The 15151-nt window shown below is 42.4% G+C and carries 16 protein-coding genes; 2 read left to right on the forward strand and 14 right to left on the reverse strand.

Going from position 1 to position 15151, the window contains the following annotated elements:
• Positions 1 to 32: 32 nt before the first annotated feature.
• The 9 genes from MKY85_RS16885 to MKY85_RS16925 all read right to left on the reverse strand — a co-directional run bounded on the left by MKY85_RS16885 (position 33) and on the right by MKY85_RS16925 (position 6599).
• Positions 33 to 575: a GNAT family protein gene (locus tag MKY85_RS16885; RefSeq protein WP_339255775.1), complete on the reverse strand. Its 543-nt coding sequence runs from the start codon at positions 573 to 575 to the stop codon at positions 33 to 35.
• Positions 576 to 618: 43 nt separating this feature from the next.
• Positions 619 to 1113, reverse strand: a complete 495-nt coding sequence (locus MKY85_RS16890) for an AAA family ATPase (protein WP_339255776.1) — start codon at positions 1111 to 1113, stop codon at positions 619 to 621.
• Between the two features lie 29 nt (positions 1114 to 1142).
• Entirely contained in the window at positions 1143 to 1889 is a 747-nt protein-coding gene (locus MKY85_RS16895) for a class I SAM-dependent methyltransferase (RefSeq protein ID WP_342570242.1), read from the reverse strand.
• Positions 1890 to 1925: 36 nt separating this feature from the next.
• Positions 1926 to 2348: an NUDIX hydrolase gene (locus MKY85_RS16900; protein WP_339255779.1), complete on the reverse strand. Its 423-nt coding sequence runs from the start codon at positions 2346 to 2348 to the stop codon at positions 1926 to 1928.
• A gap of 24 nt (positions 2349 to 2372) precedes the next feature.
• Positions 2373 to 2798, reverse strand: coding sequence for an NUDIX hydrolase (locus MKY85_RS16905; RefSeq protein WP_342570243.1), 426 nt, complete (start codon positions 2796 to 2798; stop codon positions 2373 to 2375).
• Between the two features lie 59 nt (positions 2799 to 2857).
• Positions 2858 to 3637, reverse strand: a complete 780-nt coding sequence (locus MKY85_RS16910) for a phosphotransferase (protein WP_342570244.1) — start codon at positions 3635 to 3637, stop codon at positions 2858 to 2860.
• A 59-nt stretch (positions 3638 to 3696) separates the two neighbouring features.
• A complete protein-coding gene (locus MKY85_RS16915; protein WP_342570245.1) occupies positions 3697 to 5490 on the reverse strand; it encodes a serine hydrolase domain-containing protein in 1794 nt (597 codons plus the stop codon).
• The gene (locus tag MKY85_RS16920) at positions 5480 to 5602 is read right to left on the reverse strand and encodes a hypothetical protein (RefSeq protein WP_342570246.1); all 123 of its coding nucleotides are present in this window, start codon (positions 5600 to 5602) and stop codon (positions 5480 to 5482) included. Before MKY85_RS16920 ends, MKY85_RS16915 begins: the two co-directional genes overlap by 11 nt.
• Before the next feature lie 478 nt (positions 5603 to 6080).
• Complete coding sequence (locus tag MKY85_RS16925; RefSeq protein WP_342570247.1) at positions 6081 to 6599, reverse strand: DUF3231 family protein; 519 nt, start codon at positions 6597 to 6599, stop codon at positions 6081 to 6083.
• A 254-nt stretch (positions 6600 to 6853) separates the two neighbouring features.
• Here MKY85_RS16925 and MKY85_RS16930 point away from each other — a divergent pair, with 254 nt between their 5' ends.
• A complete protein-coding gene (locus tag MKY85_RS16930; RefSeq protein ID WP_339255787.1) occupies positions 6854 to 7699 on the forward strand; it encodes an MBL fold metallo-hydrolase in 846 nt (281 codons plus the stop codon).
• A 143-nt stretch (positions 7700 to 7842) separates the two neighbouring features.
• On the opposite strand, the gene MKY85_RS16935 is transcribed toward MKY85_RS16930, so the two are convergent.
• Both MKY85_RS16935 and MKY85_RS16940 read right to left on the reverse strand, forming a co-directional pair.
• Positions 7843 to 8052 (reverse strand): hypothetical protein, encoded by a 210-nt coding sequence (locus tag MKY85_RS16935; RefSeq protein WP_339234377.1) that lies wholly within the window; start codon positions 8050 to 8052, stop codon positions 7843 to 7845.
• A 148-nt stretch (positions 8053 to 8200) separates the two neighbouring features.
• Complete coding sequence (locus MKY85_RS16940) at positions 8201 to 9478, reverse strand: YCF48-related protein (protein WP_342570248.1); 1278 nt, start codon at positions 9476 to 9478, stop codon at positions 8201 to 8203.
• A gap of 335 nt (positions 9479 to 9813) precedes the next feature.
• Between MKY85_RS16940 and MKY85_RS16945 the strand changes: the two genes are divergently transcribed.
• The gene (locus MKY85_RS16945; RefSeq protein ID WP_253437053.1) at positions 9814 to 10743 is read left to right on the forward strand and encodes an L-lactate dehydrogenase; all 930 of its coding nucleotides are present in this window, start codon (positions 9814 to 9816) and stop codon (positions 10741 to 10743) included.
• 308 nt (positions 10744 to 11051) lie between these two features.
• On the opposite strand, the gene MKY85_RS16950 is transcribed toward MKY85_RS16945, so the two are convergent.
• From MKY85_RS16950 to MKY85_RS16960, 3 genes are all read right to left on the reverse strand, one after another.
• Positions 11052 to 11972, reverse strand: coding sequence for a tyrosine-type recombinase/integrase (locus MKY85_RS16950; RefSeq protein WP_342570249.1), 921 nt, complete (start codon positions 11970 to 11972; stop codon positions 11052 to 11054).
• 51 nt (positions 11973 to 12023) lie between these two features.
• Entirely contained in the window at positions 12024 to 13103 is a 1080-nt protein-coding gene (locus tag MKY85_RS16955) for a hypothetical protein (protein ID WP_342570250.1), read from the reverse strand.
• 261 nt (positions 13104 to 13364) lie between these two features.
• On the reverse strand, positions 13365 to 14801 hold the full coding sequence (locus tag MKY85_RS16960; RefSeq protein WP_342570251.1) for an amino acid permease: 1437 nt from the start codon (positions 14799 to 14801) through the stop codon (positions 13365 to 13367).
• Positions 14802 to 15151: the final 350 nt, after the last annotated feature.

Raw genomic sequence — 15151 nt, forward strand, 5'->3', positions numbered from 1 at the left:
TCCTTCGCTTAGCAGACGATATACTCTACCGTTTAAGTATCCCATTCACCAGATAACAGACTATAAGTCAATATATTCTCGTAATGATCGTAAACCCATTGAGCTTCTCGCGATATACCCTCATTAGTAAATCCGATTTTCTCAGGTATGGCTCTGCTTTTAAAATTGTTTTCTGCACATTGAATGATTACACGATTTAACTTCAACTCGTTGAAGAGATATTGAAGCAATTGTTCTATCGATTTGGTAATAATTCCTTTACCTTGTGCTGACTCAGCTAAAAAATATCCAATGCTCGTTGCTCTATTGTTCCAATCAATATAGTGCAACCCTATCATCCCGACCAATTGTCCATTAAACCATATTCCGGAATCAAAACCGTTTCGCTCTTCATAATTACGTGTCCATAACTCTATTACAGAATCTAAATCTTGGGGCGATTGCCGTTTATCAACCCAGAGTAACCACGTTCTCAAGTGCTTTCTATTCTCATCTATTAATGCATACAACACATCTCGATCTTGAGATTCGATCAGCTTTAATACAATAGATTCATTTACTTGAAAAGGTAACATCTGTTCCTCCCACTCAATCTAACTATAAGGTTATTTTAGGTGTTCATTCCTCGCACCAGTTTTTTAGAACCCATTCTTTAATCTGTTCAGCTACTTCCTCTGCTGTAAGTTCTGCCGTTTCGATTTTTTGCATGGGCGGGTCAAATGCAGTTTCCGAATTCTGGAGTAGCCAATTTGCAAAATCCTTGTGATCTTCGATCGAGTTCTCATCCCACCCACGAGCTCTTAAACGCGTCTCGCGAGTAACGTCGTCACAATGCAAATTCATATATAGAATCTGATCGAATCGATCGATGTAGTCGGACGATGCAATGTTTTCCGGCACCATCGTTCCGCATAAAACGGTTCCTCGTCCACTTAGGGATATGCTATACGCAATCCTCAACCAATTCTCTTTGGCAATCTGCCAATCCACATTATTGATGATATCCATATCAAAGACGTCAATTTCGGGAAGCAGCTTGCGAACAAGCGAAGAGATCGTTGTTTTTCCTGTTCCACTTGCGCCTGTCACTATAAATAAAGGTATTTTGTTCATATAAGTTCCCCCGATAACTAAGTCCGCTTCTAAAGTTTCCTCGCTTTGATCACAAAAGTTACAGGTAACACCTTCACTCTTTTAAGGAGATTATCGCTATTATCATGTAATTGCATGATATCCTCATCGGATTCCTCGATCATGTGTTCAATGACAAATCCCGCTTTTGCCAACGAATTGATATAGGTTGATATTTGCCGATCCGCTAAAGTTAGTTCACCCTGAACAAAGTCAGGAGATACCGCATACCACGATTCATCAGAATATGGCTTATTGAAGACAAATCTATCGTTTTCTTCAACGACACATCTATGAATTGGATGAGACCAACTGAAAATAAAAATGCCATCTTTCTTTAAATAAGAAGCGATTCTGCTGAAAGTACCTTGAAGATCAGTAGTCCAACCGATGGCATAAATTGAATACACAGCGTCAAAATAATTCGTAGGAATTCCACATTCCTCTTCCATGGGTGAACATATCAATGTTGCCGAAATACCGTGTATCCTCAAGTGTTGTTGTGTCTTTTCTATCTGTTTCTGTGATATATCCATACCCCACAGTTCACCAGCATTGTGATCCCCATGATACTGCAAGGATTGGCCATCTCCACAGCCCACCTCTAACATTTTTAATCCTGAGACATCCCCAAATAGTTGGTATTTTTCTTCTGATATGAATGCTCCATAATGCGGAAGCACGATTGCTCTCAAATAGTCATTCCCTCTTGTATCCCAATAGAAGCTGTTTGTTTCATAAACACGGTTCTTGTTCATCTGTCAGCCTCCCATTTATACACTACATCCAGAACATCACTTGTTACCTTCGTTGAAATATGTAATCTCATGGCCATTAAGTAAGCTTTTAAAGCCGCTCTTGTAGTACGGCATGAGCTCATCTGCCTGTGTAATATCCAACCATGCCATCTCAGAGATTTCATCTGGTCTTGATATCCCTTCTCCCCCTCCGACAATTTCTGCTCTGAATGTGATAAAAATCGCATGTTCCTGTATTTCTTCAAATTTACACTCGTTGATTGCTACAATACCGTGCACGCTAACATCAAGTCCCGTTTCTTCTTGGGCTTCCCGGATTGCTGCTTGTTCCCATGATTCACCAGCTTCAACAGCTCCGCCAGGCAGCGACCAGCTTGAACGCCCTACATTCTTTACTGCAAGCACTTTAGACTTGGATGGATTGGTCAGTAGTGAGTAAACTACATCGACTCGTTTCATTGATTGACTTCCTTTCCGGAAACATTAAATATTACTCTTATCACTGAACTCAATGCAAAAAGGTTGCATCTCAGGGTTTAAACAAAACTCTATTCTTTCTCTGAAGTTTTTCCATTCGACTTTTAAAATGGCTTCTTCCATTGGAAAGAAACCAGAGTCTAAACTCTCCGATGATGTCGTTAATTCCCCACCTATTGGTTTGGCTAAAAATAATGTGTTACATATTGAATTTTCGATATTCTGAAAGATGCCGCAGAATTTGATGATTTCAATGTCGATGCCAGATTCTTCTTTCGTCTCTCTAATTGCAGCTTGACTAAGAGATTCTCCTTCCTCCACTTGACCACCCGGCATTTCCCATCCTCTTCGTGGGCCTCTAATAAGTAATAATTCATTTTTGTCGTTGATCACGATTGCAGCGGCAGATACGATATGTTTTGGAGGGCTCATTTGTTTTACTCCTTCTATAGAGATTGATATACGTTGGAATATAATAATATAAAACCAAACTAAAAGAAGTTATATATCCCGTCTTCAAAATAATTGTATTCTTCATCCGTTATTCTTAACTTTCCATACCCGTTATAAAATATTTCTTTATCTCTTTCATTATCAAACGCATTAGGTTTCGGTCTAATGGCTAATGCTACATCATATCTTGGATCGCCATATGCCGCTCCTGCCCAGTCAATAACTCCAACAATATTGCAATCATTAACTAGCACATTATCTATAGTAAAATCTCCATGAATAAAAGTATTATCTATTGGTCTTGGCCGTGCTTCTTTCAACTGTTGAAGTCGTTCTGCTGAGCCGTCTACCGCAAAATGAGTTAGATTATATTCTGCTTTGCTAAGCATTGTATCTAACCAAGGACTGTCATTACTCAATAATTCAACAGGACAAGAACATTCATGTATTTTCTTTAAACAACGCCCAAAGTTAAAAATCGCTTTTTCTTTACTTTCAAGGTCAGGCATTGTAGAGAGAAATTCTCTTAAACTTATTCCGTCAATATAATCCATCAGAAGCCATCTCGATGTCTCCTCCATATGAAACGAATATACCTTTGGAACAGGGAGTCCCGAATGATGAAGGTATTGAAGCACCTGATATTCATCGGATAACCATTCATTATAGAGATCGTTTTCTGTCTTCTTGATGATGTACTTCTGGTCGAACGTATGTAGAATAGCCACAGTAGAAGTATGACCTTGCTTAGGAAAAGTGATTTTCTGAACTTTCCCTATATGTTCTTTTATTTCAATGGGGAGATCCTGAATATTCATGGTTTCGTCCTTTCTGTTATTTCGTACCCTTTCTGATTGAGTGCACGTTGCATATCGCTCTAAAAGTACAAATCCCATCCCATAATAAAAGTAGCAAACAGGAAAGCAGATATGCCAGACATGATGTATACCGCCTTTTGCTTTTTGCTGTAACTTCTCTTCAGGAGTTTGTAGAACATCAGGACAAGGTACGCCGCTGCTAGAATCACATAAACCAGGTTTAAGATGAGATGTACGCGTAATGAAGAATAGGGGGCAAAGCCTAAGGCTCGCATGAACAATAGGGTCGTATTTAAAATCAATGCTAAACTGGAAATATTAATAGCAATATGATACTTATCAAAGCCTGTACCGGGTCTTTCCCAGTTTTTTAATTTGTATTTGGATAACCTAATAAAATAGCCAATTATCGCTCTCAAACTGAGCAGGATGGCTACTGCAAGCGCAATAAAAGATGCTTTGATCAAGTTTATCGTCAAGTTGGATACGGGCAAAAAGTCATTATAAGGAATGGAGACCTTCTCAATAGTCCCGTTACGCTCAACAACATTTGCAAAGTTACTAAGGTCAAATGTTGTATACTTCTGCAGACTTAACATTGAATATGCCTTCGTAAAACCGGAAACGACCCGTCGCGCAGGCAGATAATATCCTCCACTCTCAGATGTAACCGAATTTGTACTGAAGCTACTTCCAAACACTTTTTGGACAAGACCAACGCTATAAGCCATTTCATTGGACTGGTTTGTCATGACCACTAACCCAAATTTAGACTCCGGGTCAATAACAAATTTACTTGTAAATCCCGCCGTACTTCCAGCGTGTTCAAGTGCAGGCACCCAGTACTCCACTTCAAAGAAGCCATGTGCAATTCGAGGATTAGAAGTTCCATCATAATATAGACTTGGTGACAGCATCTCGTCTAACGTTTCCTTATTCGTGAATAATAAATTGCTATGATCCACCGGCATTAAAGCTGCGAGAAATTTAGCTGCATCCTCTGCTGTGCCAATGGCGGCCCCCGCAGGGTATAAGCTTATGTATGCTCTGTTCTTAGGGATGAGTTTCAGACTCGTAGTGTACCCTTGAATCTCATTTCTCTTTTTCAAGACGTTTAGATTATCATGCTGTGACGGGTGCATCGAAGTTTCTTTCATATTCAGCGGTTTAAATATATGTTCATTTACATATTTATAAAAGGGTTGTCCGCTTTGCACTTCAACGATGTAAGCAGCCATAGCCGTACCATAGTTCGAATAAGCAACGACACTCCCAGGTTGATCAATCTGCCTTGGCTCAAATTTTTGTAAAGCTTCACCTAACTCCACAATATCACTCTCGGATGAATACCATAAATCGATCAATCTATCCTCCCACCCTGCGTTATGATGCATTAGGTTCCTTAGGGTGATGGGAGCATCGTATTCAAGCTTCTTAAGAAACCCTTCTGGTAAATATTCCTGAATATCGGTATCCAAATCAAGCTTCCCCTGCTCTACATGTTGCATAACACTCGTCCAGACCAACAGTTTAGAGGTTGAACCCCATTCAAATACAGTAGAGGTGTCTGCCTGTCTCTTTTGCTCAAAATCTGCGTAACCATAGGCCTTATTCACAATCGTCTCACCGTTCTTGATAGCTACAACCGATACGGCAGCGGTTTTCTTTTGATTCGTGGCCACATATGAATCAATCGTTTCCTCTAGTGAAGACAACGCAATTCTGGAGGGTGTTGTCTCCACCTGCTCTACCTCAGCGCGCACAGATCCCGGACATGTCATTATGATGAATACAAGTACAAGAACAGAAGTGATTGCTTTATTAACATAGGAATATTTTTGATTAATCTTCATTCGCTACACCCTTATTATCTACTATAGTTTTCATGTCTTTATTTTGTAGTTGCATTAATTCATCATCAGATTCCTCAATCAATTGCTCAATGGCAAATCCAGCTTTGGCCAAAGTATTCACTTAGGTTGATAATTTACGGTCCGATAGTGGTGGCTTAAATCAATTCCACATTTTGAGAAAATTACCTTAATTATTTCTATAATAACCCATGCTGCAATATTTGCGAAGTACATTTAAAAGCGCATACATTTCACTCCAAATCAAAAAGAACCTCAGGAGCGTTCTCCGTGAATATAGCTAAGCGTTATATCAGACCCATCTTACTATCTTTTCGCTGACATAAGTTTGTAGTTATACAAGTTGATTTATTACTTCCCATCTGAGTTTTAGTTATTAAAAGTATCACTTATATATTGAATCATATTACGCATCCTCCCTGCTTTGGGCAGCGGAAAGAAAGCATCGAGCAGTTAGAGAGAGGTGTCCTATGGAATAATATATGGTTACATATCAATCCAGCAACATAATTTATTTTAAAATATAAAAATCCCTGCTAACTTTTAATGTCAGCAGGGATCCTTTTTCATTTTTAAACTTCCACAGCTTCCGGTCTTTTCACTTGAAGAGGCGGAGGAATAAGCCACCCTTTTTCTTTACTCATTTGGAGAATACGAAGGCCTAACGCGGTTTTGGTAACGTGATATTTCGCAAATAAGGCTCCGATATCTTCTCTAATGGATTGGCCCATAACTTGACTACAAGCAACCAATCCCATTGAAGTATCAGAAGCAATACTTGCTGCTATCTCAGGATCTGTAATCCTTGCACCAACAGGAATGTCTTCCAGTTTTACTGGAGGTCTTTCTGGTAAAACTGGTGTTGTAGCAATTCCGTTATCAATGAGGAGAGTATCACACTCCTTGATCTCAAGTTTAGCTTGATCAATTAGTGCCTCCAATATTTTTTTCAAATCTTTATCTCCTGCATGATTAGAAAATGCTTGGTAAAAGGAAAGTGCCCCCTTCGCAACCGTTGAACATTGCCATACGCTGAAGATTTCACCGTAATGCATAGGTTCATTTTTGGGATTACCACTTAATATTCCCATCAAAACAGCTCCTTCAAATTTTAATGACCACCAGAAGTATAGTTCCATGTTCATGAGATACATATTCGTAAGTAAAAAAATACCAATGGTATAATGGATTCATTTTTTGCACAGCGACATGCATGTAAAATGCGCTAGTTTTGTCCATTAATTGTTTGCTAATCCGCCTGCGGAAGGGTACGGAAATCGGATAATTCTAAACTTCTGGGTATACTACAGCAAGTCAATTTAACATCGATAAGGAGGATGAGCTAATGAAAGAAGAATTGAATTACGGTACAGATTACAAGTTTATTCCTGTAACTTCAGTGGGAAGTGGTGTGGGGACTGAAATACGACCTGATTTATTTTGCTACACGATTCAAATTGTAAATATCTGTTTAGTAGGTAACCCGAAATCTGACGATTTCGTTTTAGTAGATGCCGGAATGCCAAAGTCAGCAAATGAAATAATTTCTGTCATTGAGGAACGTTTCGGTGCAAACAGCCGGCCCAAAGCAGTAATTTTGACCCATGGACACTTTGATCATGTCGGAGGGGTGATCGAACTCGTAGAACACTGGGGAGTTCCGGTTTATGCACATCCATTGGAGATCCCCTTCCTCACAGGGGTTAAAAGCTACCCGGAACCAGACCCTACGGTTGAAGGTGGTTTGGTAGCAAAGATGTCCCCAGCTTTTCCTAACGAACCAATAAACCTTGGAAGTCATGTACAAACGTTACCTCCGAACGGAACTGTACCCCATATGCCAGGATTTAGGTGGATTCATACCCCAGGACATTCTCCCGGTCATGTTTCGTTGTTTAGGGAAAGTGACGGAGCATTAATCGCAGGTGACGCCTTTGCTACTGTAAAACAAGAGTATATGTATAAAGTATTAAATCAGGAATTGGAGATAAGTGGACCCCCTCGCTATTTAACAACAGATTGGGAAGCTGCAAAGCAATCTGTTGTTAAACTTGAGAGTTTAAAGCCATTGGTTGCTGTAACTGGCCATGGACTACCGATGTCTGGTGAATTACTAACAACAAGTCTGAGAAAACTGGTTAATGAATTTGACCGTATTGCCATACCGGATTATGGAAAGTACGTAAACTAATTTTTCCCTTCGAGCATAGTACTGTGAAGTGATATGAGTGCGCCTGTGGAAATGTGATTTTTTCAGTTGTTTTCAAAAAAAGAAAGCCCCCAGCAGGGGGCAAAACGTTGATATATCAGCTTTTTTTTGATCAGTTTTGATGACTAAGCGTACATCATATCCATAAACCCGCGAGTTACTTCTCCACCTTCGGCTGGTTCGGGCTGGTCTGCCTTTGCGTGTTCTGCCATGCAAGCCTTCACTGCTTCTTCTGTCGTACAACGATTGGCATCATCACATGTGTAGCATAATTGAAGCATATATCTGGTTAAATCATCCGCCTGCGTGAATTGAGTCTGACCGTTGGTTCTCATCTTCATCACTCCTTCTCTTGTTGAGTTAAATATATCACTTTCTAACAGCTTTATTTGTGATTTATTTCACAAACTAAACAAAAAAAGAAAAGGAACCTTTCGGCTCCTCACTTTCCCTATATTTAATCACATCGATAACACTCTACTTTTAAAGCACTTTCCAATGTACACCGCCGTCCATCGTTTGCAATAACAACGATCTTTTGGCATCTGTATTCTCAACCAATATCCAGCCAAGTTTGGAGGTAATCATCTGAATCTTCACGATCTCCGGATAGTCTTCAAGAATTTTCTCCAGTACACTGCTCGCAGGAAGAGCGCTCCATGTTTTGCCCGCATCCTTGGTGTGGTAGGTTATGCCCTTTTGCATCGCCCAACCTTCTAGAGCGTTCAGAAATACCGGTGAAAGGTTACGATTCGGACCCGTTTGTTTATTCAAAGTAAAATTGGATAGCTTCCAGCTCTTTCCACCATCTGTAGTGAAAAAACCATTAAATGTCGTGCTCTCCCCTTGAGAACAGGACATTGACATCCAGGCTGACTGTGCTTCACGTCCGAAAAATTGGGGTGAACTGACACTAAAATTACCACACCCGTTGAATTTGTTTCGATCAAAGAAAGATGGTCCTTTATCCCAGTTCTCTCCACCGTCTGACGTTACGTACAACTTCGGTGTGCCGAACTCAATCGCCGTCAGGAAACCATGCTTCGGATCGGAGAAGGTCATACCTGTTGTGTATCCACGTTGAGAAATCTCTTCTGCTTCCTTTTTGCCATCTTCATCACTGGAAGACATCCGATTCCAGGTGATTCCACCATCTTCGGTAAAGTACAGTTTCTTGTCCTGCTTACCAATAGCGGTATCCACCGTGGTGAGAATCCATCCTTTTTCAGGAGATACAAAGGAGATCGCAGTCACTTTATCCGTCTTGGAAAGCGATGATAGACTCCAACTTACCCCTCCATTATTGGTACGAAGCACCATGGTGTCTGTTCCACCCATGCCTTCGCGAACAATCCAACCGTGCGTACGATCTACAAAATAAATGCTTTGTCCATATTGAGGGTTAGCCGGAAACTGTACATTTTCCGAAGGTGAAATATTGGTCCAGGTCTTTCCTTGATCCTGTGTATAGTACAGACGCAGCGCATTACGCGTCACCCCCCATGCCAACCCTCCATTGTCATTAAGCAACTGGAAATCGGTCAAACGGGTCTGTATTTGATACTTGGCCATATCCGCAGATTCTGTACTGTTGACAGGGGGAACGACAGTTAATGTCTGCCCTGTATTCCCAGCATCCTCCTGCTGCTGCGGAGGTTCTGCTTCCGGAGGTTGATCTGAGTCGGTGCATGCAGCCAGTAAGGCTGCTATACCTATAGACAGAAATGCTGTCTGCGCGATTTTGATCCATTGCGAACGCAAGTGGGTTCCACCTCTCTCATCCAATATACAGGCGCGCATGCCTGTCCTATGGCGTTATATTTACGATTCATCAGAATCCACTGCTCCTATTCTACCACAAACCTTGCGTAAAAGGCTCATTGCCCCCTCTAGGGCTGCCCACTCCCTTTTTCCAACTGAAGATCTGGGCTAAGTGTTGCACATTAATTACCATTCATTTCATCCTAAACTGTTTTTCGACGGAATAATTGGTAAAAAGACATGTAATGTGAACTATTTTATAGACAACACTCGCTTTCTATTCTGTAATCCCTTAATATGGATGGGAGTATAACCCAAAAGGAGTGGATGTGAACATGACAAATAGTGCAGCATTGAAACCAAGTCGTGTCGTGATTGTAGGCATGGGTGCGGTGGGAACAACAACGGGATACACGCTAATGTTGAGACAGCGTTCGTCCGAGTTGGTATTTGTGGATGTGAATCATGATAAGGCAACCGGCGAAATGCTGGATATGAACCACGGTCTTCCGTTTACGGGAGGCGTGAAAGTATGGGCTGGCGATTATTCCGACTGCAAAGATGCAGATATCATTATTATTACAGCAGGTGCCTCCCAGAAACCAGGCGAAACCCGGATTGATCTGCTGAAGAAAAATGCAAGCATTTTCAAAGAAATTATTGAGCGTATTACTGAAGTGAATTCTCATGGTATTTTGTTGATTGCAACGAATCCTGTAGATATTTTGTCCTATACTTCATGGAAACAAAGCGGATGGCCTGCTTCCCGTGTCATCGGTTCAGGCACATTGCTCGATAGCGCACGTTTCCGTTACCTCATTGGTAAGAATAAAGGGATCGACCCACGTAGTATTCACGCCCACATTATTGGTGAGCATGGTGATTCCGAAGTACCGGTATGGAGCCTGGCTAACGTTGCAGGAACAGATCTGGAATTGGATGAAGAAACACAGCAGGATATCTTCGACCGTACCAAAAATGCAGCGTATGAGATTATTAATGCCAAAGGGGCCACTTCCTATGCGATCGCCCTTGCTCTGGACCGCATTGTAGCTGCAATTCTCGGCAACGAAGGCTCCGTTCTGAACGTGTCCACGTTGCTTGAAGATTACAATGGCGTATCGGATGTATATCTGGGCGTCCCATGTGTTGTTGATCGCAACGGTGTGCGCGAGATCCTTCCTCTTCCGTTGAATGAAACCGAGAAAGTGGCTTTCCAGGCTTCTGCTAACAAATTAAAAGAACAGATCGCTGGCTTGGAATAATCCGACTGCTTATCATTCATGTCGTGAACGATTAAGCACGTTAACCGTTGTGATTTAACATATCTGTCATACCCAAAGGGACCATTGGAGTCTTCCAGTGAGAAGCTTCAGATGGTCCCCTTTGGTTTGATTTTGATTATAACTATGATTGTGAATGTGATTATGATTATGATTATGATTATGATTATTTAAATTATAAGTTAACATAATATATATTATGTTATTATTTCTCCCCTTCACATGAAAACAAATAAAAGCCTGTCCCTAGGACAGACTTCTCTTCAGATTAAATAAGCGTTATTTATTTCTTAATATGTCGGAAGTTTAACGTCAAGCAGAGCCATAGCCTCTTCTTTTTCCCTACTGGTGACATGTGTATAGACAGTTGTCGTTTGAATCGATGCGTGACCGAGCAGCTCCTGCACCGTTCGCAAGTCGGCTCCGCGCCGTAACATCATGGTCGCGAAGGAGTGACGCAGCTTATGACTGGAGTAGTTTTGACGCTGATTGGCTGGTGATTCGTGCTGGAAGCGTTCAAAGGTTTCCGTAGATATGAGCTGAATGCTGCGAATCGACAGTCTCTTTCCTTTTTGCGAGACAAACAATGCTTCCTCTTTCGGTCGCCAAGGTTCCAAACGCTCTGCCATAGCTTGAGACAAGACGTTTGCCACGGTCTCCGGTACAGGTAGCGAGCGCCATTTACGACCTTTACCAAATACATCCAATGTACGCCGCTCCGCATTATAGTCTTTGCAATCCAAAGCATGCACTTCTCCAACCCGTAATCCCATATACCCCATCAGCAGAAAAACAGCCAGATTGCGTGTGCGATACTTGCCTTCTACCGACTCCAGAAAACGTGTCAGCCCACTTTCATCCAGGAAAACGGGCGCACGGTTTTTCTCGGTTTTGGATTTTTTAATCCCAAAAGCCGGATTATTCGTTAACAATTCGAGTTCAATGAGGGACTTGTAAAAGCAGTTCACCGCCGCATGTTTGCGATTTCTCGTGGCATCACTAACCCCACGCTCCCGCGCACGGGACAGAAAAGACAACACATGCAGCTTTTTGACCTGCTCCAGTGACTTTCCTTGAATGGAGACCAGGAATTCCACCACGTCACCCGTGTATGATTTTACCGTATGGCCTGTATAACCGGCGTCCTTCATCCATATGTGAAAAGCTTCTAGCTCGTCCGCATATTGCTCCTGGATCTCCTCAGTCATCATCTGTCTACGTCACCTCGATTCGGTTAAAATTGGCTCTGCTGAACACAAACCCTATGTTTCTTCCACTATAACAATGTCAATCAGCGGAAGGATCGCTTCGGGTTTGCCTTGACTGCGCGTAAGTACAAACGATGGCAATGGATTCTCATGCAGCCCATTCACGGATTCACAGATCTGAGTATACATATCCATATGCAAAGTCTCACCTTCACCTACCACATCGATAACAGGCCAATCGTTCTGAACACATGCAGGCCAGTAAGCCAGTTCATTCGCCGGCACGATACTTAATTGCTGAATGGACGGGTCCATACAGTAGATCCCTTGCCGTTCAGGTTCATCCCCCAGCTTGTCTACAGCTATCATTCGAGCGGACTGCTTGTCTGGTGCAGAATAGAGTGAATAACACCAGGGAGTCACGCCCCAAGCCATCGCCATCAGACCTTCTTCTAATAAAGTATCTGACAGATCCCCTTCCGCAAATTGTTCAATCAGATTATGGTTACCCGGTCCAATCAGTTCTTCTACACGCTTAGCGAGCCGAGGCAGGTCAGCAAGAATGAATCCTCCTCTACCGTAGGAGTCAAAAACATGATGGTTTCTGCTCCATACAGCTTGAGATGGTGAATTCAACGACGCTGCTTCTGCCGGGAAAAGCGATATATATACGGTAATCACCTGCGCGTACTTAACCATGGCAATCTGCTCAGGTTCGAGCGTGCCTTCAGCAATACGGGGTGTTTTCATATGCAGGGAGATTCGAAGTTCGTATTCCCCTTCTGTAAATGCTGACCAACCCAGATGAACAGGCTGTTCAACACCTTCAATTGAAGCAATCGAGATCGTGCTATCTGGTTTCAGGTTAACTGCATATTGTACGTATGCCAGCTCCTGACCATAGATGATATGGGCGTCTTGTCGATTGACGGGTGATTCCAACGGTTGTGCAATGACAGATACTTTACGTCCATCCTTCAAAAGGCGCTGTGGATCTATATCCAACTGTAAGGTTTGTGAAGCCTCTGAATCTGTAACAAGCAACTGAGCCTCCGCCAGTACGGTTGAGTCAGCCAAAGCAAATCCAAAGGCTGCATTTTGATGCTCTGAATTCGTATGTAATGGTGTGTTCATGATACATCCCCTCTCTTCTGTCTGATGGCATGTCACAACCCCAAATATATTTCATATTTGGCTTAGCCGCAACCCCGGCTCCCTAATTATGTTAATCATGCCCCTTAATACTTACCCATATATGAAGGAAATACCAACCTTCTCCGGCTGTTATCTCCCTTTGTCCTTCTATATAAAAAATCCCCATCCCGTTTCGCCTAAGCGATACAAAATGAGGAAACTAGAAGATATTTCTCGATTTAATCTGTTCTCGACTTTACTTTACTTATCCTTCGTTCTCATAGCACTGGAGATTCGGCGTGCCGGATTCAGATGACTATAATGACGTCCATACGCAAAGTAGATGATCAATCCGATGATTAACCAAGCAAAGAACGTAATCCATGTCAGAGCCGCAAGGCGTGTCATCAAATATACACAACCCAAGGCACTCAGAATTGGAATCAGCGGCACCAGCGGAACGCGGAAGCCTCGTTTGAGATTCGGGTTATTTTTACGCAACACGATAATACCCAGACTTACGACTGCAAAAGCAAACAACGTTCCGATGTTCGTAAGTTCTGCCAAGTGTCCCAGCGAGATGAACCCGGAGAACAGAGCCACGATAATGCCCGCAACCCATGTCCCAACAGCTGGTGTCTGACTCTTGCCACTAACTTTGGAGAAAACGGGAGACAGCAGTCCATCACGAGACATGGAATAGAGCAGTCGTGTCTGGCCATACATCATGACCAGCAATACCGTCGTAATGCCCGCAATCGCTCCAAGTGATACAATCCAGGACAATCCCTTCAGTTGAACAAATTCAAATGCAAACGCCACTGGATCACTTACATTCAACATGTTATACGGCACGATCCCTGTGAGAATCAATGATACAACGATGTAGAGCACGGTACAGATCGCCAGTGACGCAATAATTCCAATCGGCAAATCCCGTTGTGGCCGCTTAACCTCTTCTGCAGCTGTGGAGACCGCATCAAATCCGATATAAGCAAAGAATACGGTTGCTGCTCCCGCAGTTACGCCTGAGATACCAAAGGGCAAGAATGGCTGCCAGTTGGTTGGCTCTACATAGAAGACACCCACACCAATAAAGATTAACACCACGATAATTTTAATCGCAACCATGATGCCGTTCGCACGAGCCGCCTCCTTCACCCCTCGGGTTAGCAGGAAGGTAATAATTAACGTAATGACCGCAGCCGTAATGTCAAAATAAGTTCCCTTCTCCGGGCTGAACGCACTCGTCAGTGCATGTGGTAACTCCAATCCAAATCCGGACAATAACGTTTGGAAATATCCCGACCATCCGCTGGCTACCGCCGCACTCGCGAATCCATACTCCAATATCAGATCCCATCCCAGAATCCAGGCAATCACTTCACCAAAAGCCGTATAACTATACGTGTACGCACTACCCGATGCCGGTATGCTTGAGGCAAACTCCGAGTAACACAATGCAGCGAAGGCACATATGATACCTGCCAGCAAGAAGGACAGTACAAGACCCGGGCCAGCATACGTTGCGGCAGCTACACCGGTCAGCACAAAAATCCCGGTACCAATAATTGCACCCACCCCAAGTGTGGTTAAGTCCAAGGGGCCAAGTGCCCGTTTTAATGCACTGCTGTTATCGCCCTCCGAGGCAATAGGTTTTTTACGAAATAATGAAGATCGATGTTCGTTCTCACGCATAGTCATGTTCCTCTCGTCATGAATCTTGAATGTGCTATGGATGCAGCAGAGATTAAATGGTTTCCCATCTGTTCTATGAAAAAGTCATTTGTTCTATCTTATCGATCACCTATAAAAACCTATCGAATTCTACACGTTATCGCGTTGCTTGGTTAAATTTATTTTTAAGGATCTCTTATTTTGTTCTTTTTTCGCGAAAATTATCATGAACTGTTGCACGGGATTGAATATGAAAATTGATTTAAAACAAAACTGCGTATAATTTATATTATGCGCAGTTTTTATGAGTCTTATTTTCTAAGTAAATCATCTATAACCCTCTGTTATATGAAGCCGAGAGAATAAGAGCT

The sequence above is a fragment of the Paenibacillus sp. FSL R5-0749 genome (assembly GCF_038595085.1).
Taxonomy (GTDB): domain Bacteria; phylum Bacillota; class Bacilli; order Paenibacillales; family Paenibacillaceae; genus Paenibacillus.

What these genes read in the sequence shown, in the direction of transcription:
- MKY85_RS16950 (WP_342570249.1), bottom strand. Translation starts at nt 11,972, where the DNA reads ATGATGACTGAGGAGATCCAGGAGCAATATGCGGACGAGCTAGAAGCT.
- MKY85_RS16930 (WP_339255787.1), top strand. Translation starts at nt 6,854, where the DNA reads ATGAAAGAAGAATTGAATTACGGTACAGATTACAAGTTTATTCCTGTA.
- MKY85_RS16935 (WP_339234377.1), bottom strand. Translation starts at nt 8,052, where the DNA reads ATGAGAACCAACGGTCAGACTCAATTCACGCAGGCGGATGATTTAACC.
- MKY85_RS16915 (WP_342570245.1), bottom strand. Translation starts at nt 5,490, where the DNA reads ATGAAGATTAATCAAAAATATTCCTATGTTAATAAAGCAATCACTTCT.
- MKY85_RS16900 (WP_339255779.1), bottom strand. Translation starts at nt 2,348, where the DNA reads ATGAAACGAGTCGATGTAGTTTACTCACTACTGACCAATCCATCCAAG.
- MKY85_RS16895 (WP_342570242.1), bottom strand. Translation starts at nt 1,889, where the DNA reads ATGAACAAGAACCGTGTTTATGAAACAAACAGCTTCTATTGGGATACA.
- MKY85_RS16885 (WP_339255775.1), bottom strand. Translation starts at nt 575, where the DNA reads ATGTTACCTTTTCAAGTAAATGAATCTATTGTATTAAAGCTGATCGAA.
- MKY85_RS16910 (WP_342570244.1), bottom strand. Translation starts at nt 3,637, where the DNA reads ATGAATATTCAGGATCTCCCCATTGAAATAAAAGAACATATAGGGAAA.
- MKY85_RS16905 (WP_342570243.1), bottom strand. Translation starts at nt 2,798, where the DNA reads ATGAGCCCTCCAAAACATATCGTATCTGCCGCTGCAATCGTGATCAAC.
- MKY85_RS16925 (WP_342570247.1), bottom strand. Translation starts at nt 6,599, where the DNA reads ATGGGAATATTAAGTGGTAATCCCAAAAATGAACCTATGCATTACGGT.
- MKY85_RS16960 (WP_342570251.1), bottom strand. Translation starts at nt 14,801, where the DNA reads ATGCGTGAGAACGAACATCGATCTTCATTATTTCGTAAAAAACCTATT.
- MKY85_RS16955 (WP_342570250.1), bottom strand. Translation starts at nt 13,103, where the DNA reads ATGAACACACCATTACATACGAATTCAGAGCATCAAAATGCAGCCTTT.
- MKY85_RS16945 (WP_253437053.1), top strand. Translation starts at nt 9,814, where the DNA reads ATGACAAATAGTGCAGCATTGAAACCAAGTCGTGTCGTGATTGTAGGC.
- MKY85_RS16890 (WP_339255776.1), bottom strand. Translation starts at nt 1,113, where the DNA reads ATGAACAAAATACCTTTATTTATAGTGACAGGCGCAAGTGGAACAGGA.